Here is an 18,732-nt window from a genome sequence, read left to right on the forward strand (position 1 = left end):
CAATCAAGTGAGCAGATTCTAGCACGCAGCATCACTGACAGTTCGACCAGCACGCCCGACTTTCTCCTCTGAAAACCGTAGCAATTGTTGATCATGGCAACTAAACCAAAAACCCAAACCCCTGCTCGTTCTGCCCCTGTCCGTTCCGATAAACCTGCCGTCAAGCCTGCTGAAAAACGCGCCGCGAAACGCACCGAAAAGCCCAGCGCCGACAAAGACGCGCCGCTCAAGGAAGACATCCGCCTGCTCGGCCGTCTGCTCGGCGAAGTGCTGCGTCACCAGGAAGGCGACGCCGTCTTCGAAGTGGTCGAAACCATCCGCCAGACCGCCGTGCGCTTTCGCCGCGAATCAGACGCCAAGGCCGGCGCCGAACTCGACAAGCTGCTCAAGAAGCTGACGCGCGACCAGACCAACTCGGTGGTGCGCGCGTTCTCGTATTTCTCGCACCTGGCCAACATTGCCGAAGACCAGCACCACAACCGCCGCCGCCGCGCCCACTTGCTGGCCGGCTCGGCGCCGCAACCGAGCAGCGTGGCCTACGCGTTGTCGCGCCTGGACAATGCCGGCGTGTCGGGCAACACCGTGCGCAACTTCCTGTCCGAGTCGCTGATCTCGCCGGTGCTGACCGCGCACCCGACCGAAGTGCAGCGCAAGAGCATCCTCGACGCCGAGCGCGAAATCGCCCGCCTGCTGGCGCTGCGCGACCAGCCGCTGACGCCGAAGGAATTGCGCGACAACACCGAACTGCTGCGCGCGCGCATCGCCACGCTGTGGCAGACCCGCATGCTGCGCTACACCAAGCTGACGGTCGCCGACGAAATCGAAAACGCGCTGTCCTATTACCGCATCACCTTCCTGCGTGAGCTGCCGGCGCTGTACGACGACATCGAAGAGGAAATCAACGCCCAGTTCCCGTCGCGCTTACGTGCCAAAACCAGTTCGCGCACCGCGCCGGCGGAACTGCCGCCCTTCGTGCAGATGGGCAGCTGGATCGGCGGCGACCGCGACGGCAACCCCAACGTCAACGCCGGCACCATGCAGCGCGCGCTGCAACGCCAGTCGACCACGATTTTCGATTTCTACCTCGATGAAGTCCATGCACTCGGCGCCGAACTGTCGATCTCGACCCTGATGGTCGACGCCAGCGCCGAACTGCTGGCGCTGGCCGACGCCTCGCCGGACAACTCCAACCATCGCGCCGACGAGCCTTACCGCCGCGCGCTGATCGGCGTGTACGCGCGTCTGGCCGCAACCGCGCGTCATCTCGGCGTGGTCAACATCCTGCGCCAGGAAGTCGGCGCCGCCGCACATTACGCCGGCCCGGAAGAATGCATCGCCGAACTGCAGGTGCTGGCCGACTCGCTCAACGCCAACCACGGCAGCGCGCTGGTCAAGCCGCGCCTGGCGGTGCTGAAGCGTTCGATTGAAATCTTCGGCTTCCACCTCGCCACGCTGGACATGCGCCAAAGCTCCGACGTGCACGAGCGCGTGCTCGGCGAACTGTTCGCCAGCGCGCAGGTCGAGCCGTCCTACGCCGGTCTCAGCGAAGAAAAGAAAATCGCCCTGCTGCTGGCCGAACTGGCCAAGCCGCGCCTGCTGTATTCGCCCTACCTGACGTATTCGGACGAAACCAATTCCGAGCTGACCATCCTGCGCACCGCCCGCGAAATCCGCCAGCGCTACGGCGCGCGCGCGATCCGCAACTACATCATCTCGCACACCGAAACCGCGTCCGATTTGCTGGAAGTGCTGTTGCTGCAAAAGGAAACCGGCCTGCTGCACGCCGATGCCAAGGACCCGTCGAAGCTCTCCGAACTCGAGCTGATGGTGATTCCGCTGTTCGAAACCATTCCCGACTTGCGCTGCGCCGCCGACATCATGGAGCAATGGTTGTCATTCCCGCTGGTGGCGCCGCTGATCGTCAAACAGGGCAAGCTGCAGGAAGTGATGCTGGGCTATTCCGACTCCAACAAGGACGGCGGTTTCCTGACGTCGAACTGGGAGTTGTACAAGTCGGAAAACCGCCTGGTGGAATTGTTCAACCGCGCCGGCGTCAAGCTGCGCCTGTTCCACGGCCGCGGCGGCACCGTCGGTCGCGGTGGCGGCCCGAGCTACCAGGCCATCCTGGCGCAGCCGCCGGGCACGGTCAACGGCCAGATCCGCCTGACCGAGCAAGGCGAAATCATCGCCTCCAAGTTCTCCAATCCGGAGATCGGCCGCCGCAATCTGGAGCTGCTGGTGGCGGCGACGCTGGAAGCCAGCCTGATGCCGGAAACCACCGACGCCAAAGAGACTCGCAAGCTGGCCGAGTTCGAACGCGTCATGGGCGACCTGTCGGATCGCGCCTATCAGGCGTATCGCAACCTGGTCTACGAGACCCCGGGTTTCACCGACTACTTCTTCGCCGCCACGCCGATCGCCGAAATCGCCGAGCTCAACATCGGCTCGCGTCCTGCATCACGCAAATCGACGCGCCGCATCGAAGACCTGCGCGCGATACCTTGGGGTTTCTCGTGGGGCCAATGCCGCTTGCTGTTCCCGGGCTGGTACGGCTTCGGCAGCGCGGTGTCGGAATGGCTGCAGGAAGGCGGCAGCAAGGAGCAATCCAAGCGTCTCGCCACGCTGCGTGCGATGTACAAGGAGTGGCCGTTCTTCGCTGCGCTGCTGTCGAACATGGACATGGTGCTATCCAAGACAGATATGGCAGTGGCGTCGCGCTACGCCGGACTGGTCGCCGACCGCAAGCTGCGCAACGCGATCTTCGGTCGCATCGTGGGCGAGCATGAACGCACCAGCCAGCTGCTCGGTTCGATCACCGGCAACAAGGACCGCCTGGCGGGCAATCCCCTGCTGGCGCGTTCGATCAAGAACCGCTTCGCCTACCTCGATCCGCTGAATCACTTGCAGGTCGAGCTCATCAAGCGCCACCGCTCCACCGCGGCGGCCGGCAAGAAGGTCGAGGAACGCGTGCAACGCGGCATCCACCTGACCATCAACGGCATCGCCGCAGGCCTGCGCAATACGGGCTAAAGCCAGGCTCAGCGCTGCCCGCTCCCTGACGCCATCGCCGGCTTCAGGGAGCGATCCTGCGCCATCCCGCTCCGAGCAGCATCAGGAAAATCACGATAGCAAGTTTTGGAGTGCGGCGGCATCATCGGCTGGTCAAGATAAGCGCCTCTCACTATTGTCGGAAGCATCATGAAACCAGCCGATCTGTTGCGCCTGCTCGCACTGTCAGCCATCTGGGGCGCCAGCTTTCTGTTCATGCGCCTCGCCGTGCCGGAAATGGGCGCGCTCAATACCGCGTTCTTCCGCGTGCTGTTCGGCGCAGCCGGTTTGCTGCTGTTGCTGGCGATCTTGCGCGTAAAATGGCGTTTTCAGGGCAAGCTGCACGCCACAATGTTGCTGGGCGCCATCAATTCAGGCTTGCCGTTCGTGCTGTTCAGCCTCGCCGCCAAAGTATTGCCGGCCGGTTACTCCGCCATCCTCAATGGGACTGCTCCTTTGATGGGCGTGGTCATCGGGGCGTTATTTTTTGGCGATACCCTGACGTCGCGCAAGGTGGGCGGCGTCATCCTGGGCCTGGCCGGCGTTGCAGTTCTGACAAGAACCGGACCGGTGGATTTCGATACGGCGACCGTTTTGGGTGCGCTGGCCTGCCTGCTGGCGACCAGTTGCTACGGCCTCGCCAGTTTCCTGACCAAGCGCTGGATCACTGATCGTGGCGGCCTGGACAGCAAGCTGGTGGCATGCGGCAGTCAACTGGGCGCGGTCGCGCTGTTGTTGCCGTTCTTTGCCGTCATGGCAGTGCTGGAGGACGGCCCCGCCGCCCCGCTACATGCCGGCATTGGTACGTGGTTTGCTTTATTGGCGTTGGGATTTGTATGTTCGGCGCTGGCTTACATTTTATTTTTCCGATTAATTGCCGATATAGGTCCTGTTAAGTCATTGACCGTCACCTTCCTGATTCCATTGTTCGGGGTCTTGTGGGGATGGCTGTTCTTGCAGGAACAATTGTCGTGGGCGTATGCCGCCGGCGGCGCCCTGATCGGAATGGCGCTGCTGCTGGTGTTGATGCCCGCGCGAGCCGGTGCAGGCGGGAATAAACAAAAGATTGACGGCAAACCCTCGGCAAGCTGACCTCATGCAGGTCGGCGCCAGGGTTGCCAACACAACAAGGGGAAGTTCATGGGTACCTGGGGTAAAACCATCGCATCGCTCTGTTTCGCAGGCGTGTGCGGACATGTTGCCGCTGCCGCGCCGACGGAGAAGGTCAAGGCATTGCCGCCGTTGCGCACCGAGCGCGTCGCGCTGACCAGCGTGGATTCTCCGGGCGGCAAGGCCACTGCCTTGTTCGGTTACTGGTTCAAGGGCAAAAGCAAATCCGACAAGCGGCCGACCATCATCGCCATGCACGGTTGCGGCGGTCTCTACAGCAGCGTCAACAAGGAAAAGATCGAATTCACGCCGCGCCATATCGCCATGGCGCGCGCGTTGACCGACGCCGGTTACAACGTCCTGTTCCCCGATAGCTTCACACCGCGCGGCCGCCGCTCGATCTGCCAGGAAAGCCTGCAGCAGCGCGAAGCCAGCAGCGCCAACCGCCGCCTCGACGTGCAGGTTGCCTTGCGCTGGCTGGCTACGCAGGACGACGTCGACTACGCCCGCATCGGCATGGTCGGCTGGTCGCATGGCGCCACCACCATCCTGTCGGCGTTGAACCTGGCGCAGACCGATGTCGCCGTACGCAAGGTGCAGCCGAAAGCGGCTGTGGCGTTTTATCCGACCTGCACGGCTTTTTCAAAAAACCGCACGCCTTACAAGCCGGCCGCGCCGATGCTGATCCTGATGGGTGAAAACGACGACTGGACGCCGCCTGAAGCCTGCGAATCGCTGGAAAAGAAAATGCAGGACAGCGACACGCCGATCACCTTGCGCCTCTATCCCGACACCTATCATGACTTCGATGCGCCGGGCATGCCGATGCACGTGCGCATGGACATTCCGGGCGTGGGAAAACCCGGCGCCGGCGTCACCAGCGGCGGCAACGCCGATGCGCGCGCCGAGGCCTATCGCGAAATGCTGAAGTTCCTGAAGGACAAGCTGGACTGAATACGGCCGGCTCGTGACGAAGCGGACAAGGCGCAGGCGTTGTATCGCGATGCCGCCTTCATTCCCGGCGAAATCACGATGGTGCGGACGCTTTAGGCGCGGCATGCCGGGTACAAAAAATTACGGCCGACAATGTCGGCCGTAATTCGCATGCATTTCCTCAGGAAATTTCAGGAAATCAGCTCTTCCATCCCCGCGCCCAGTTCAGCCAGCGGCGGCAGATCGTCGAACAGCACTGCCTGCTTGACACCCAGCTTGGCGGCAACGTCGTCCGGGAAGGTCGATTCCATTTCCTCGCGGGAATAGTTATTTTCTTCCGCACGTGCACGCCAGGCCGCGATATGAATCACGGCGGCGATCTTGTTGAACGGATCGGCTTCCAGCGGGCTTGAGAACGCGGCGATGGCTTCCGAGAACTCCTCCGGGAAGCGCCAGCGCTTGGCCAGCTCCGCGCCAACGTCGGAGAAGTCGTAACCGAACGAAGTATGCTCGACGTCCAGGCGACGCGCGTCGATGGTGCTGGCGATCTTGTCGATCTGGCGGGTCTGCTCGGGCATGGCAGCGTGCATGACGAGTTGGCCGATGGCGTGCATCAGGCCCACCGTGAACGCCAGATCGGAATTGAGTCCCTGCTTCTTCGCCAGCCACTTGGCGACGATGGCGGTATGCAGGCTATAGCGCCAGAACAACTTGAGATCCACTCCGGACATGGATTTGAAGCTGCCCGTGAGGCCGGTGCTGACGACCAGCGTGCGCACGGTCATGAAACCCAGCATCAGCACGGCATCATCGACGGTGCCGATGCTGCGCGAGACGTGATAGTAGGACGAATTCGCGAGGCGCAGCAGCTTGGCGCTCAACACCTGGTCGGCGCTCAACTTCTTGGCGATGTCTTCGATCGAGACATTGTCGTTATTGAAGCTCTCGATGACTTCCTGCACCACTTTGGGAATACTGGGTAATGCCGCTTGCTGCTGAAACAGTGCTTCAAAATTCATGAGAGCTCTCCCCGGATGAGTCCAGATACAACAAATTCGAATAGTTTGGATTTACAAAACAGCGTTTTGAGTATCTTAAAGATTTGCCAATAGTGCAATGGTTTTTGTGCCATGAATCGCCGCAAACGACATCCATACCACGCAGAAAATTCCCTATTGACTCCGTCCGCAAACAGGTGCGGCGTGGCTCAAATGTCATCGACTTGCTATAATCGCGTATTCTCCGGGAACCCCACTATGACTGCACAATTATCGAAAAAAGGCGAAGCCTGGTCGGCTCGCTTTTCCGAACCCGTTTCCGATCTGGTGAAACGTTACACCGCCTCTGTGTTTTTCGACAATCGCCTGGCGCAATTCGACATCCAGGGCTCGCTTGCCCACGCCGAAATGCTGGCGCACCAGCAGATCATCAGCGCGCAAGACTACGCCGACATCCAGCGCGGCATGACGCAGATCAAGGGTGAAATCGATGGCGGCAAGTTCGAATGGCTGCTCGACCTCGAAGACGTCCACCTGAACATCGAAAAGCGCCTGACCGAACTGGTCGGCGACGCCGGCAAGCGCCTGCATACCGGCCGCTCGCGCAATGACCAGGTCGCTACCGACATCCGCCTGTACATGCGTGCCGCCATCGACGACATCAGCGGCCTGCTGCGCGACCTGCGCTCCGCCCTGGTGGATCTGGCCGAACAGCACGCCGACACCATCCTGCCCGGCTTCACCCACATGCAAGTGGCGCAGCCGATCACCTTCGGCCACCACGTGCTGGCTTACGTTGAAATGTTCGGCCGCGACGCCGAACGCATGGCCGACGCCCGCAAGCGCGTCAATCGTCTGCCGCTGGGCGCCGCCGCGCTGGCCGGCACGACCTTCCCGATCGACCGCCTGCGCGTGGCCAAAACGCTGGGCTTCGACGATGTCTGCCGCAACTCGCTGGACGCCGTTTCCGATCGCGACTTCGCCATCGAATTCTGCGCCGCCGCTGCGCTGGTCATGACCCACATCTCGCGCATGTCCGAAGAACTGGTGATCTGGATGAGTCCGCGCGTCGGCTTCATCGACATCGCCGACCGCTTCTGCACCGGTTCGTCGATCATGCCGCAAAAGAAAAACCCGGACGTGCCTGAACTGGCGCGTGGCAAGACCGGCCGCGTCAACGGCCACCTGATCGCCCTGCTGACCCTGATGAAAGGCCAGCCGCTGGCCTACAACAAGGACAACCAGGAAGACAAGGAACCGCTGTTCGATACCGTCGACACGCTGACCGACACGCTGCGCATTTTCGCCGACATGGCGAGCGGCATCACCGTCAAGCCGGACGCCATGCGCGCCGCTGCGCTGCAGGGCTATGCCACCGCCACCGACCTGGCCGATTATCTGGTCAAGAAGGGCCTGCCGTTCCGCGACGCCCACGAAGCCGTCGCCCACGCCGTGCGCACCTGCGTCGACCGCAACTGCGACCTGTCCGACCTGACGCTGGATGAACTGCGCGTGTATTCGCCATTGATCGACAACGACATCTTCGGCGTGCTGACGCTGGAAGGATCCGTCGCCGCCCGCGACCACATCGGCGGCACGGCGCCGAACCAGGTGCGCCTGGCGATCGCGGAAGTGCGCAAGTCGCTGTAGCAATGCAGCTGCAAGGCAGGAAATAAAGAACAAAGAAACAAAGAAACAAAGAAATACCAGCGGCATCCGAACTGCCAACGCGACCCGGATGCCGCTGTACTGAGTCTGTACCAAAAGTAGCAGTGCGAGGTAATCAGCAGGACCGCTCCGTCTTCGGATGGAGCCGCATCAAATCTGTCATCTGTGTCACCTCCGCTTTCGGCGGAGTCAGCAGACGGTTGCACGGCGGCTTACCAGGTTGCAGTGCAGCAGTGTGTTTTAACCGGTTTACGGTATTCTTGACCGGTTGTATCCCAAAGACCGCACGACGGTCTAAAGAGGATGGAGCAAAATAGGGAAATCCCACCCAAGATTTCCTGCACCGGTTACCTCCGGTTCATATTTCGCGTCATCCTCTATAAGAATATCTAAATCTAAGGAGAGAACTCGATGCGATTCAACATGCTTAAAACCGCTTTAAAGACCTTGCCTGCGCTGATGATCGGCGTGACCATGGCAAATGCCGCATTGGCCGCCGACGTCAAGCTCGGCCTCGCCGCTGCGCTGACCGGCCCTGCCGCCAAATACGGCGTCGCCATCAAGAACGGCTTCACGCTGGCCGCTGACGAAGTCAACGCCAAGGGCGGTGTCAACGGCAACAAACTGGTTCTGATCGCAGAAGACGAACAAGGCAAGAAAGAAGAAGCCATCAACGTCTTCAAGAAACTGATTTTCCAGGACAAGGTGCTGATGGTCTTCGGTCCGACCCTGTCCAATTCCGCATTCGCTGCTGACCCGATCGCCAACGCCGCCAAGGTCGTCGCCTTCGGCACCAGCAACACCGCCGACGGCATCACCGCCATGGGCCCGTTCACCTTCCGCAACTCCGTCATGGAAGCCGACGTGCTGCCAGTGACAGTCAAGGCTGCCGTCAAGCATTTCGGCATCAAGAAGGTCGCCGTGATCTACGGTAACGACGATGCGTTCACCAAGTCCGGTTACGACGTCTTCAAGGCCACGCTGGAACAGCAAAAGATTCCGGTCACGACAACCGAGGCGTATGCCAAGGGCGACGTCGACTTCAAGGCGCAACTGACCAAGATCAAGGCCGGCAATCCAGACGCCATCGTCTGCTCCTGCCTGGCGGAAGAAGCTGCCAACATCATCCTGCAAACCCGCACGCTGGGCATGAAGCAGCCGTTCATCGGCGGCAACGGACTGAACTCGCCGAAGCTGTTTGAAATCGCCAAGGATGCCGGCGACAACACGCTGATGGGCAGCCCATGGTCGTCGGAAAACCTGACGCCGGCCAACAAGGCATTCATCGCCGCGTACAAGGCCAAGTTCGGTTCCGATCCTGACCAGTTCTCGGCACAAGCCTACGACGCGCTGTACGTCGTGGTCGAAGCGCTCAAGAACGTCAAGCTGTCGGGCGCGCTGGACAAGGACCGCGACGCTCTGCGTCAAGCCTTGCCTGCCGTCAAGATCGACGGCGCGACCGGCAAATTCGCCTTCCGCGCTGCGCCTGCCGTCGCCGGCAAGCAAGTCGGTTTCGACGCCCAGCAAGAAGCCGTGGTCAGCATCGCCAAGGGCGGCAAGTTCACGCTGCTGAAGTAATCTTCGGTCGAACTGCGACGCCCACAAAGACTCCGGTATTTTTACCGGAGTCTTTTTGTTGCATTGCTTGCCCAGCTTCACCACGCTTCACCAATCGCGAAAAAGAACAGGCTAGCCAAAAGCCGCTTTTCTGATGTAACGAGGGATACATCGCCCGCCTGCCAGTTTGCCCGGATGTGCAACTGACGGATGAGACCGGCGCTCCTCACTATTCGTCATCACTCTATTCGCAGGCCCTATGTTAGAACAACAACTTATCAACGCCCTTTCGCTGGGCAGCGTCTACGCGCTCTTTGCGCTGGGCTTCACGCTGGTGTTCGGCGTGCTCGGCGTCATCAATCTGTCGCACGGCGCGATCTTCATGCTGGGCAGCTACGCCGCCCTGCTGCTGGTCGAAAAAATGGCGCTGCCGTTGTGGCTGGCCATGCTCGCCGCGATGGTCGCCACCGGCCTGATCGGCCTGGTCGTCGACATTCTGGTGCTCAAGCCACTGCGCAAGCGCAATGCACCCCACCTGATTCCCATGATCGCCACCATCGGCGTGGCGATCATGCTGACCAATCTCGCGCAGGGCCTGTTCGGCGCCGAAAACAAGCGCTTCCCGATCGGCACCATTCCGGAAGACAGCGTCACCATCGGCAACCTGCACGTCACCGCCGTGCAAGTCGGCATCGTCGTCATCGCCTTCGTGCTGATGATCGTGCTGCTGGCCGTGATGCGCCGCACGCAACTGGGCCGCGCGCTGCGCGCCATTGCCGAGTCGCCGAAAGCGGCCTACCTGCTGGGCATCAACGTCGAAGGCCTGTTCTACCTGACCTCGTTCGCGGCAGCAGCCCTCGGCGGCGCAGCAGGCGTGCTGGTCGGCCTGTCCTTCAATGCGATCTCGCCCTTCATGGGCCAGCCGATGCTGCACAAGGGCATCGCCGTCATCATCCTGGGCGGCATGGGCGACATCCGCGGCGCCATGATCGGCGGCCTGTTCCTGGGCTTTGCCGAGGTGCTCACGGTGGCATATATCTCGAGCGACTTCCGCGATGCGGTGGCGTTCGGTCTGCTGTTTTTGATTTTGTTGGTCAGGCCTTCAGGCATGTTCGGCAAAGTGCTGGAAAGAAAGGCTTAGGATCATGGGTTTCATGGAATGGTGGGACGGATTCTGGGCCACTTACAACACCGTCATCTTCAGCGTCGGCGTCAACGCCATGCTGGCACTGTCAATCTACGTCACGCTGTCGTGCGGCCTGCTGTCGCTGGCCAACGCAGCGTTCATGGGGATCGGCGCTTACGTCGCATCCCTGATTACCATGCAGGCCGGCTTGCCCTTCCCGGTCGCGCTTGCAGCCGGCGGCGTCCTGCCGGCGCTGGTGGCGCTGCTGATCGGCATCCCGACGCTGCGCCTGTCCGGCGTCTATCTCGCGATGGCGACGCTGGGCTTCGGCGAAGTAGTGCGCGTGGTGGTGCTGAACATGGAAATCACCGGCGGCCCGATGGGCCTCAACGGCGTTCCGCCGGTCACCGAATGGTGGCACATCGTGCTGCTGCTGGGCGTGACCGTGTATTTCCTCGCCCGCGTACGCCGCTCCAAGATCGGCCGCGCGTTTGAAGCGATCAAGGAAGACGAAGTCGCCGCCCGCCTGATGGGCGTCAACGTGGCCGGCTACAAGCTGCTGGCCTTCGTCATCGGCGCCGCGATTGCCGGTGTTGCCGGCGCGCTCAATGCGCATTACACCTTCACGATCGGCCCCAACAACTACGGTTTTGAAAACGCCGTGGACATCCTCACCATGGCCGTGTTCGGCGGCACCAGCAACCTGATCGGCCCGATGATCGGCTCGACCATCCTGTCGCTGCTGCCGGAAGTGCTGCGCCATTTCAAGGACTTCCGCCTGGCCGCCAACGGCCTGATCCTGATCCTGGTCGTGCTGTATCTGCCGAAGGGCATCTGGGATCCGCGTCGTATCCGCGCATTCATGCAACGCCGTAATTCAGGCAACAGCAACAACTCTGCAAGCAAGAAGGTGAACTGATGCTTTTACAATTCAACCAGATCAGTAAAAACTTCGGCGGTTTGCAGGTTCTGCAAGGCGTCCAGTTCAACGTGCCCGAAGGCGGCATCTTCGGTTTGATCGGCCCCAACGGCGCCGGCAAGACCACCGTGTTCAACCTGATCACCGGCCTGCTGCGCGCCTCCTCCGGCAACATCGTGTTCAACGGCCAGGATATCGGCAACGTCGCTCCGCACAAGATCACCGAGCGCGGCATCGCGCGCACCTTCCAGAACATCCGCGTGTTCAAGGAAATGACGCTGCTCGAAAACGTCGTGGTCGGCATGCACGACCACCTCGACTACGGTTTCGGCGGCCTGCTGCTGAACCTCGGCTCGTTCCGCAAGATCGAGAAGGAAGCCCGCGAACGCGCGCTCGAACTGCTGTCCTGGGTGCGCCTGGACCACAAGGCCGGGATGCTGGCCGACAGTCTCTCCTATGGTGAACAGCGCAAGCTGGAATTCGCCCGCGCGCTGGCGACCAAGCCCAAGCTGCTGCTGCTGGACGAACCGGTGGCCGGCATGAACCCGGCGGAAAAGACCGAGCTCATGGCTGAAATCATCAACATCAAGCAACGCGGCTTCTCGATCTTCATGATCGAGCACGACATGCGTTTCGTGATGGGCCTGTGCGACCGCGTCGCCGTGCTCAACTTCGGCAAGATCATCGCCGAAGGCACACCGGATGAGATCAAGAACAATCAGGAAGTGATCGAGGCCTACCTCGGCAAGGAAGAAGAATGAGCCAGCCCCAGTCCCCAATCCAGACTGCCCCCAACGTTATTCTGCAAGTCCAGGACCTGGCGGTTTCCTACGGCCACATCGAAGCCGTCAAAGGCATCAGCCTGACCCTGAACGAAGGCGAGATCACTGCGCTGGTCGGCGCCAACGGCGCCGGCAAGAGCACTTCGCTGCTGGCCATCTCTGGTCTGGTCAAGGCTGCGCGCGGCAAGGTAATCTTCAACGGTGAAGACATCACGCAACAGTCGCCGCACCGCATCGTCGGCAGCGGCGTGGTGCAAGTCGCCGAAGGCCGCGCCACGCTGACCACCCTGACCATCGAAGAAAACCTCTCCCTTGGCGCCTACACGCGCAAGGACAAGGCCGCCGTCGCCGGCGACCTGGAGTGGGTCTATTCGCTATTCCCGGTCCTCAAGCAACGCGCCAAGGGCCTGGCCGGCAATCTCTCCGGCGGCGAACAGCAGATGCTCGCCATCGCCCGCGCGCTGATGGCCAAACCAAAGGTCCTGCTGCTGGACGAACCGTCGATGGGCCTGGCGCCGCTGATCATCCAGGAAATCTTCCGCATCGTCAAAGAGATCAACAAGACCGGCATGACGGTCCTGCTGGTCGAACAGAACGTGCGCCAGGCGCTGCGCATCGCGCAACGCGGCTACGTGCTCGAAACCGGCAAGATCGTGCTGGAAGACACCGGCGCCAACCTGCTGCACAATCCGAAAGTGGTCGAAGCCTATCTGGGCGGCTGATCGTTTCGTATTTGCCCTCATCAAAAACAGCGGCCTGACGGTCGCTGTTTTTGTTTGCGTCGGCAGGATGTTTTACTATCGTGCGTTATCCCCTGTATCCATTGCTCTTGCTTAATCCACCATGCCAACTTTCGACTCTTCCCTCGTCTGGTTCCGTCGCGATCTGCGCATCGGCGATCATGCCGCGTTGTACGACGCTCTCAAGCAAAGCAAGCAGGTGCATTGCGTCTTCGTCTACGACCGCGACATCCTCGACGCGCTGCTGGCCGACGGCCTGCAAGCCGATCGTCGCATCGACTTCATCATGGCCTGCATAGCCGAACTGGACGCCGCCTTGCGCGCAGCCGGCGGCGCACTGATCGTACGCCATGCCCCGGCACAGCAAGATATTCCGGCGCTGGCGGCAGAGCTTGGCGTCGATGCCGTCTTCACCAATCACGACTACGAACCACAGGCGATCAAGCGCGATGCTGCGGTCAAGAAACAATTGGAAAAAGACGGCCGCCAGCTGCTAACCTGCAAGGATCAGGTCATCTTTGAAAAGGACGAAGTGCTGTCGCTGGCCGGTCGCCCCTTTTCCGTCTTCACACCGTACAAAAATGCCTGGATGAACAAACTGTCCGGTCCGGGCGGCGACTTCTACCTGAAGCCATATCCGGTCGAGGCCTACTTCGCGCAACTGGCGCCGCCGTCGAAAAAGCATCACAAGCCCCTGCCGACGCTGGAGCAACTCGGCTTCGCAGCGAGCAACCTGAAGGACTTGCGCATCCCGACCGGCATGTCCGGGGCTGCGCAATTGCTGGAAGACTTCCTGCCGCGCCTGGGCAAGTACGGCGATACGCGTGACTTCCCTGCCGTCAAGGGGCCGTCCTACCTGTCGGTGCATCTGCGCTTCGGCACCGTCTCGATCCGTACGCTGGCGCGCGCCGCAGTCGACGCCATGCGCATCGGCGAAGGTCGGCGCGGCGCACCGGTGTGGCTGTCGGAACTGGTCTGGCGCGATTTCTATTTCATGATCCTGTTCCACCATCCGCGCGTTGTGGAGCGCTCCTTCAAGGCCGACTATGACGCGATCCAGTGGGAAGGCGGCAAGCATGCGCGCGAGATGTTTGCAAAGTGGTGCGAAGGCCGTACCGGTTATCCCTTGGTCGACGCCGCCATGCTGCAGCTGAACCAGACCGGCTACATGCACAATCGCCTGCGCATGGTGACGGCGAGTTTCCTGACCAAGGATCTGGGGATCGACTGGCGCTGGGGCGAGAAGTATTTTGCGGATCTGCTCAATGACTTCGATCTGTCGGCCAACAACGGCGGGTGGCAGTGGGCATCTTCATCGGGCTGCGATGCGCAACCTTATTTCCGTATCTTCAATCCGATTACGCAGTCGGAGAAGTTCGATGCTGAGGGGAAGTTCATCCGGCGCTATTTGCCTCAGCTGAGTGGTTTGCCGGACAAGCATATCCATGCGCCGTGGCTGTGTCCGGCGGATGTGCTGAAGGCGGCCGGGGTGAAGATCGGCAAGGATTATCCGGAGCCGATGGTGGATCATGCCGAAGCGCGGAAGAGGACCTTGTTGCGGTATGCGGTGGTGAAGAAGGATTTGGGGGATGAGGATTGATTTTTTGTGTTGTGTTCCGCCTCGCCAAGGGTCCCTCCCCTTCCGCTTCGTGATTGTTTTTGCGCGGTCAACTTTTAAAATCTTTCCCCTACCAGTTCTCCCGCTTTTTCCCACAGTGCATCGGCACGCGCAGGATCAATGGCGAACGGACGTAGACCGGCGCCGAACGCGCTGACCACCGCATCGTCCGCCAACACCGATCCGACATGGCAATCCTCACAATATTGACCGCCAATTGTCGCAGCGTCGGCGACGATGCCGGCCCAGATCGTTGTTGCGGCGCCTTGCGCGGGAGTCTTCACCTCAAATGGCGGATTCCCCAGCGCCAGATGCTGTTCGTTCATCGCCGTGAATGCCGCCTGGAAGGCTTCCGGTTCCATGTTGCGGATCAATTCGGTTTGAATCACGCCGGGGTGGATGCTGGCGGCGCGCACGCCGCGATGCCGGTGGCGCGCGTCAAACGCAACCGCCAGCAGCGCATCGCCGGTCTTGGAACGACCATAGGCAACCCAGGGATCGTAGGGAGTGTGTTCGAAGTTCGGGTCGTCGAGATCAACGTCGGCAAAACGGTGGCCGTTGGATGACAGCACGATCACTCGCCCGCCCTCGCGTATCAATGGCGCGAGACGATTGATCAGTACATAGTGCCCCAGCACGTTGGTGCCGAACTGGAGTTCAAAACCGTCCTTGGTCTTCCCGAACGGCGTCGCCATGATGCCGGCGTTGGCGACCACCAGATCGAATGGTTTTTGCGCGGCGGCCATGGTATCGCTGACCGCTCGCACCGACGCCAGATCGGCCAGGTCCATGTTGACGATTTCGAAAGAACTGCCGCTGCGTTCTGCCGCATCGCGCACGACTTTGGTCGCGCCATGCGCCTTGTCGAGATCACGCACCGTGCCGATCACGTCCGCTCCGTGCGCTACAAGAGCGCGGGCGGTTTCAACGCCGAGTCCTGCCGAGACGCCCGTGATGAAAACGCGCTTTCCTCGCAGGTCCATACCGCTCAGCACCTCATCGGTGGTCGATGTTGCATCAAAATTTTTCATGGTCAAAACCTTCTCCTGTTGTTGGGAAATAGGCAGGCGATGCTTGCCCGGTGTTGCCTAAGATACTCTTCCGCGCCAACGAGTTTTCGCCAAAACTGCGCAAAATCTTGCCTGATCCGCTCATTTCATTGATCTCGCCTGGAAGTCCTGTCACACTGGATTCATGCAAGACTTACTTGATCAGATGTGCCGCAGGGTGTTGCGCCACGAGAATGAAAAGCAATTGGAAAGCGCGATTCCGCGGCTCGCCATTGGGGCTTTTCGTCAATCGGAACCGACCATCATGGCCGTGAGCGCCGGCGTCTGCCTCATTCTCCAGGGCGCCAAGCAGATGATGGTCGGCAAGACCATGCTGCGTTACAGCGCGGGCGGCTGTTTCGCCTCGTTGATCGAATTACCGACCACCTGCTGCATCTTCGAGATGGACGGAGACAAGCCCTACATCGGCACCGGCTTGACACTCGACCATGAGATGTTCACTTCATTGATCGCCGATATGCCCGAAGAGCGGTCGAAAAAGGAAATGCTGGGTTTCAACGTGGAGACGGTGTCCCGCGACGTACTCGAGGCCTGGGATCATTTGCTGGCGCTGCTGGACACGCCGAGCGACATTCCCATCCTTGCGGCATCGAGAGAACGCGAATTGCTGTACCGCCTGCTGCAGAGCCCGCATGGCCCCTTGCTGCGGCAAATAGGACGAGAGGAAGGCAAGCTGGCGCAAATCAGAAGAGCCATCGACTGGATGCGCCATCACTTTGACGAGTCCTTCCCCATCGAGACCGTAGCGGACATCGCCGGCATGAGCGTTGCCTCATTCAACCGTCATTTCCGCGCAGCGACATCAACGAGCCCGTTGCAATATCAAAAGACACTCCGTCTCCAGGCGGCACGACGACTGCTGGCATCCGACGTCGACGCCACCCGCACCGCCTATGCCGTCGGCTACGAAAGTCCCTCGCAATTCAGCCGCGAGTACTCCCGGCTCTTCGGCCGCCCGCCAAAACAAGACGCCTCGCAACTGCGGGAAAACATCAGCGATGTCTCCGCCATCGTGATTTGACGTGTCTGCATGTCCCCGGGTGTGTTCTTTGCAACGCCAAGAACGCAAGCCGGAATGTAGGAGCATCCTTACCGTACAAGCTCATGCCTTCCGATATCCAATTCGCTTCGTTCGCGCTAGGCTAACCGTTCCCCGCAGTCATCGCCCAGCAAGGAGTCGCCATCATGAGCACCGCAGCAACCCATCCGTCCCACCTTCACCAGCAAAAGAAAGGCAATACTTCCCGCCGCACCCACGCCCGCCATCATGCGACCAAGACGATGCACGTCAAGCGCTGGTCGAAACACGTCAACGAGACCAGCGACGCGATGGACGTCAAACATGAGATCTTCAAAAACGGCAGCGCCGCCGAAATCGCCACCTCATTGAAAAGCGCCTCGGAACGCAGTCGGCGCCGCAAAGCCTCGCCCTTCCAGTCCGCCATGTCGATGCTCAACTTCTACATCAACCGCGGCGGCCGCAACCTCGGCAAAGAGCGCAAGCAAACCCTGGAGCAAGCCAAGAAAAAACTGCGTGAAGCCTTCGGGCGGGCGCCATGAAAAAAGAGCAGCCGAGGCTGCTCTTTTTTCTGCTCACCGACAACAACAAATCAAACGAACTTGCCGATACGGCCGACCACGGCTTCACGCACCGACCCGCTGGTGATGAACGAATGCGCCACCTGGATATCGTTATGGAACCAGCGGTCGCCATCGAGGCAAGCCGGAATCTGCTTGCGGATTTCTTCATACGCCGCCTGCGTTCCCTCGCCCAGCACGAAGTCCTTGAGCAAGTCTTCCGTCATGGTCAGTCCCTGCGCCGCCAGCAGCATTTCCACGCCGACGATGTATTGCGTGTTGGCGACCACCGTAGCCGCCTTGCGCGCGCACCAGGTCGAGTTGGAGACGTGGTCTTCGCTGTTGCCCTTGGACGGGATGCTGTCGACGCTGCCCGGCATGGACAAGGTGCGGTTTTCCATCACCAGTGAACTCATCGAGCATTGCACCACCGGATAGCCGGTGTTGACGCCGCGCACGCCGCTCATCAGGTTGCGCGGCAAGCCCCACGACAGGGTCGGGTCGATCAGGCGCGCAATGCGGCGCTCGCAGATGCTGCCGAGATCGGTGATGGTCATCGCCAGCAAGTCCATCGCCTGCGCCAGGTACTGGCCGTGGAAATTGCCGCCGGAGATGATCTCGAAGCCGCCGCCTTCCGCTTCTTCTTTGCTGAAGATCAGCGGATTGTCGGTGGCGGAATTGATTTCCTTGTCGATGATGGTGTCGATGTAATCCAGCGCATCGAACACCGGGCCGTAGACCTGCGGCGCGCAGCGCAGCGAGTAGACGTCCTGGATCCGCGACGAGTACGGAATGTCGGTGCGGCGCGATTCGTCCGGCAGTTGCACCGAACGTGCTTCATGCGTGGTGCGGGTGGACCCCTTGAGCAAGGTGCGGATGACGGCGGCGGTCTTGATCTGGCCGGCGTGCGGACGCGCCTGCTGGATGCGTGGATCGAAGGCGGACATCTCGGCGCGCATGGCTTCCAGCGTCAGGCCCAGCGACAGGCAGGCGTCGGTCAGCAGGTTGCGCGAATCGTGCGCGGCCAGTACGGCAACAGCGAGAGAAACGGTGCAGCCGTTGATCAGGGCCGAGGCGTCCTTGGCCTTCAAATCGAACTTGACCGGACCGATGCCGGCCTTGGTGATGGCTTCGGGCGCGCTCATGCGCTTGCCCTGGTACATCACTTCGGCTTCGTCGAAACCGACAATCGCAGCCGCGAGGTAAGCCAGCGGCGCGAGGTCGCCGGAGGCCCCGACCGAACCCTTTTGCGGCATGATCGGATGGATGCCGGCATTGATGAAGTCCAGCAGGCGATCGACCACTTCCACGCGCGGCGCGGAGTAATTGCTGGCGAAGGCATTGGCCCGCAGCAGCATGGTGGCGCGGCTGACTTCTTCGGAGAACGGCTCGCCGATGCCGGCGCTGTGGGCCTTGATCAGCTGGGTCTGGAACAGCTCAATGTGTTCGACCTTGATGCGGGTGTCCTTCAGCAGGCCGACGCCGGTGTTGAAGCTGTACATCATGGGCGCTTCGTCGTGCATCCAGGTCGACTCGATGAAGTCGCGGCTCTGTTTCAGGGCGGTGCGCGAGGAGTCGGCGAGCG

Annotated in this window: 16 protein-coding genes; 12 read left to right on the top strand and 4 right to left on the bottom strand. The window is 60.9% G+C overall.

The genetic code is table 11. The features are described from left to right. The first annotated feature begins 93 nt into the window (after positions 1-93). The 3 genes from ppc (at position 94) to DXT88_RS17160 (ending at position 5,112) form a co-directional block, all read left to right on the top strand. Positions 94-3,030 (top strand): phosphoenolpyruvate carboxylase, encoded by a 2,937-nt coding sequence (ppc, locus tag DXT88_RS17150; RefSeq protein ID WP_265215208.1) that lies wholly within the window; start codon positions 94-96, stop codon positions 3,028-3,030. Between the two features lie 168 nt (positions 3,031-3,198). Further along, positions 3,199-4,140: a DMT family transporter gene (locus DXT88_RS17155; protein ID WP_016833504.1), complete on the top strand. Its 942-nt coding sequence runs from the start codon at positions 3,199-3,201 to the stop codon at positions 4,138-4,140. 48 nt (positions 4,141-4,188) lie between these two features. Next, positions 4,189-5,112 (top strand): dienelactone hydrolase family protein, encoded by a 924-nt coding sequence (locus tag DXT88_RS17160; protein ID WP_265215210.1) that lies wholly within the window; start codon positions 4,189-4,191, stop codon positions 5,110-5,112. A 170-nt stretch (positions 5,113-5,282) separates the two neighbouring features. Here DXT88_RS17160 and DXT88_RS17165 read toward each other — a convergent pair whose 3' ends face one another. Beyond that, on the bottom strand, positions 5,283-6,110 hold the full coding sequence (locus tag DXT88_RS17165; protein WP_016833502.1) for an HDOD domain-containing protein: 828 nt from the start codon (positions 6,108-6,110) through the stop codon (positions 5,283-5,285). Between the two features lie 237 nt (positions 6,111-6,347). On the opposite strand from DXT88_RS17165, the gene argH reads away from it, so the two are divergent. The 7 genes from argH to DXT88_RS17200 all read left to right on the top strand — a co-directional run bounded on the left by argH (position 6,348) and on the right by DXT88_RS17200 (position 14,481). Further along, on the top strand, positions 6,348-7,739 hold the full coding sequence (argH, locus tag DXT88_RS17170) for an argininosuccinate lyase (protein WP_016833501.1): 1,392 nt from the start codon (positions 6,348-6,350) through the stop codon (positions 7,737-7,739). Between the two features lie 429 nt (positions 7,740-8,168). Continuing rightward, the gene (locus DXT88_RS17175) at positions 8,169-9,335 is read left to right on the top strand and encodes an ABC transporter substrate-binding protein (RefSeq protein WP_029363281.1); all 1,167 of its coding nucleotides are present in this window, start codon (positions 8,169-8,171) and stop codon (positions 9,333-9,335) included. A gap of 238 nt (positions 9,336-9,573) precedes the next feature. Continuing rightward, positions 9,574-10,455, top strand: a complete 882-nt coding sequence (locus tag DXT88_RS17180) for a branched-chain amino acid ABC transporter permease (RefSeq protein WP_265215213.1) — start codon at positions 9,574-9,576, stop codon at positions 10,453-10,455. A 4-nt stretch (positions 10,456-10,459) separates the two neighbouring features. After that, positions 10,460-11,359 (top strand): branched-chain amino acid ABC transporter permease, encoded by a 900-nt coding sequence (locus DXT88_RS17185; protein ID WP_016833498.1) that lies wholly within the window; start codon positions 10,460-10,462, stop codon positions 11,357-11,359. Next, positions 11,359-12,120 (top strand): ABC transporter ATP-binding protein, encoded by a 762-nt coding sequence (locus DXT88_RS17190; protein WP_016833497.1) that lies wholly within the window; start codon positions 11,359-11,361, stop codon positions 12,118-12,120. Before DXT88_RS17185 ends, DXT88_RS17190 begins: the two co-directional genes overlap by 1 nt. Beyond that, positions 12,117-12,863 carry an ABC transporter ATP-binding protein gene (locus tag DXT88_RS17195; protein WP_265215217.1) on the top strand — a complete coding sequence of 249 codons (747 nt, stop codon included), beginning with the start codon at positions 12,117-12,119 and terminating at the stop codon, positions 12,861-12,863. The genes DXT88_RS17190 and DXT88_RS17195 overlap by 4 nt, the downstream gene beginning before the upstream one ends. A 121-nt stretch (positions 12,864-12,984) precedes the next feature. After that, on the top strand, positions 12,985-14,481 hold the full coding sequence (locus tag DXT88_RS17200) for a cryptochrome/photolyase family protein (RefSeq protein ID WP_265215219.1): 1,497 nt from the start codon (positions 12,985-12,987) through the stop codon (positions 14,479-14,481). Between the two features lie 74 nt (positions 14,482-14,555). Here the strand turns inward: DXT88_RS17200 and DXT88_RS17205 are convergent, their stop codons facing one another. Next, positions 14,556-15,530, bottom strand: coding sequence for an SDR family NAD(P)-dependent oxidoreductase (locus DXT88_RS17205; protein ID WP_040503275.1), 975 nt, complete (start codon positions 15,528-15,530; stop codon positions 14,556-14,558). Then, positions 15,517-15,684 carry a hypothetical protein gene (locus DXT88_RS17210; RefSeq protein WP_238533946.1) on the bottom strand — a complete coding sequence of 56 codons (168 nt, stop codon included), beginning with the start codon at positions 15,682-15,684 and terminating at the stop codon, positions 15,517-15,519. The genes DXT88_RS17205 and DXT88_RS17210 overlap by 14 nt, the downstream gene beginning before the upstream one ends. 9 nt (positions 15,685-15,693) lie before the next feature. On the opposite strand from DXT88_RS17210, the gene DXT88_RS17215 reads away from it, so the two are divergent. Both DXT88_RS17215 and DXT88_RS17220 read left to right on the top strand, forming a co-directional pair. Next, the gene (locus DXT88_RS17215; RefSeq protein ID WP_265215221.1) at positions 15,694-16,590 is read left to right on the top strand and encodes an AraC family transcriptional regulator; all 897 of its coding nucleotides are present in this window, start codon (positions 15,694-15,696) and stop codon (positions 16,588-16,590) included. A 164-nt stretch (positions 16,591-16,754) separates the two neighbouring features. Continuing rightward, positions 16,755-17,129: a DUF3175 domain-containing protein gene (locus DXT88_RS17220; RefSeq protein ID WP_016833492.1), complete on the top strand. Its 375-nt coding sequence runs from the start codon at positions 16,755-16,757 to the stop codon at positions 17,127-17,129. Between the two features lie 50 nt (positions 17,130-17,179). On the opposite strand, the gene DXT88_RS17225 is transcribed toward DXT88_RS17220, so the two are convergent. Then, on the bottom strand, positions 17,180-18,732 hold a 1,553-nt coding region (locus tag DXT88_RS17225; RefSeq protein WP_265215223.1), incomplete at its 5' end, for an HAL/PAL/TAL family ammonia-lyase.

The sequence above is a fragment of the Herbaspirillum lusitanum genome (genome assembly GCF_026127345.1).
Lineage (GTDB): Bacteria > Pseudomonadota > Gammaproteobacteria > Burkholderiales > Burkholderiaceae_D > Herbaspirillum > Herbaspirillum lusitanum.

Bases quoted from the DNA above. Each gene is read 5' to 3' on its own strand.
- argH (WP_016833501.1), top strand. From the start codon at position 6,348: ATGACTGCACAATTATCGAAAAAAGGCGAAGCCTGGTCGGCTCGCTTT.
- DXT88_RS17220 (WP_016833492.1), top strand. From the start codon at position 16,755: ATGAGCACCGCAGCAACCCATCCGTCCCACCTTCACCAGCAAAAGAAA.
- DXT88_RS17200 (WP_265215219.1), top strand. From the start codon at position 12,985: ATGCCAACTTTCGACTCTTCCCTCGTCTGGTTCCGTCGCGATCTGCGC.
- DXT88_RS17165 (WP_016833502.1), bottom strand. From the start codon at position 6,110: ATGAATTTTGAAGCACTGTTTCAGCAGCAAGCGGCATTACCCAGTATT.
- DXT88_RS17190 (WP_016833497.1), top strand. From the start codon at position 11,359: ATGCTTTTACAATTCAACCAGATCAGTAAAAACTTCGGCGGTTTGCAG.
- DXT88_RS17215 (WP_265215221.1), top strand. From the start codon at position 15,694: ATGCAAGACTTACTTGATCAGATGTGCCGCAGGGTGTTGCGCCACGAG.
- DXT88_RS17160 (WP_265215210.1), top strand. From the start codon at position 4,189: ATGGGTACCTGGGGTAAAACCATCGCATCGCTCTGTTTCGCAGGCGTG.
- DXT88_RS17195 (WP_265215217.1), top strand. From the start codon at position 12,117: ATGAGCCAGCCCCAGTCCCCAATCCAGACTGCCCCCAACGTTATTCTG.
- DXT88_RS17185 (WP_016833498.1), top strand. From the start codon at position 10,460: ATGGGTTTCATGGAATGGTGGGACGGATTCTGGGCCACTTACAACACC.
- DXT88_RS17155 (WP_016833504.1), top strand. From the start codon at position 3,199: ATGAAACCAGCCGATCTGTTGCGCCTGCTCGCACTGTCAGCCATCTGG.
- DXT88_RS17205 (WP_040503275.1), bottom strand. From the start codon at position 15,530: ATGAAAAATTTTGATGCAACATCGACCACCGATGAGGTGCTGAGCGGT.
- DXT88_RS17180 (WP_265215213.1), top strand. From the start codon at position 9,574: ATGTTAGAACAACAACTTATCAACGCCCTTTCGCTGGGCAGCGTCTAC.
- ppc (WP_265215208.1), top strand. From the start codon at position 94: ATGGCAACTAAACCAAAAACCCAAACCCCTGCTCGTTCTGCCCCTGTC.
- DXT88_RS17175 (WP_029363281.1), top strand. From the start codon at position 8,169: ATGCGATTCAACATGCTTAAAACCGCTTTAAAGACCTTGCCTGCGCTG.